The sequence below is a fragment of the Gemella haemolysans genome, assembly GCF_001553035.1.
In the GTDB taxonomy this organism is placed as follows: Bacteria; Bacillota; Bacilli; order Staphylococcales; family Gemellaceae; genus Gemella; species Gemella haemolysans_B.
The window spans coordinates 1-514 of the sequence record NZ_KQ959975.1 but is presented as its reverse complement, the minus strand read 5'-3'; the positions used below and the strand labels follow the sequence as shown (position 1 = coordinate 514).

Annotated in this window: 1 protein-coding gene; it reads left to right on the top strand. The window is 29.0% G+C overall.

Features of this window, described 5'->3' with window-relative positions; all coding sequences use genetic code 11:
- Positions 1–514 (top strand): transposase (locus HMPREF3186_RS09200; protein ID WP_331709134.1); only part of this gene is annotated, 514 nt, incomplete at both ends.

The following is a 514-nucleotide window of genomic DNA, read 5'->3' as shown; positions in this document are numbered from 1 at the left end:
AAAACTATATTCGACGATTCCAAGGAACTGATGTATTCGAACAAATATTTATAAATATAGTGAACCAAGCAATTGATAAAAAATTAGTTGGAGGCACTGAGTTTTTTACTGATTCAACACATATAAAAGCTAACGCAAATAAAAAGAAATTCAAAGTTGAAGTAACTACAAAAATAAAAAAAAGAAAATTAGATTTAGAAAAAGAAATAAACGAAGAGAGAGAAAAAATAGGAAAAAAGCCTTTTGAATATAAAGAAAAAGAAGAACTAAAAAGACAACGAGTTAACACAACTGATCCGGATAGCGGTTATTATCACAGAGATCATAAAGAAGAAGGTTTTATGTATTTAGACCATAGAACAGTAGATGGGAAAAATAATATAATCATGGATTGTCACATAACTCCAGGAAACGTTCATGATAGTGGTCCATATATAGATAGATTAAATCAGATAGAAAAAAATTTCGGATTAACACCAGGAAAAGTTGCGTTAGATAGCGGATATTATTCTCT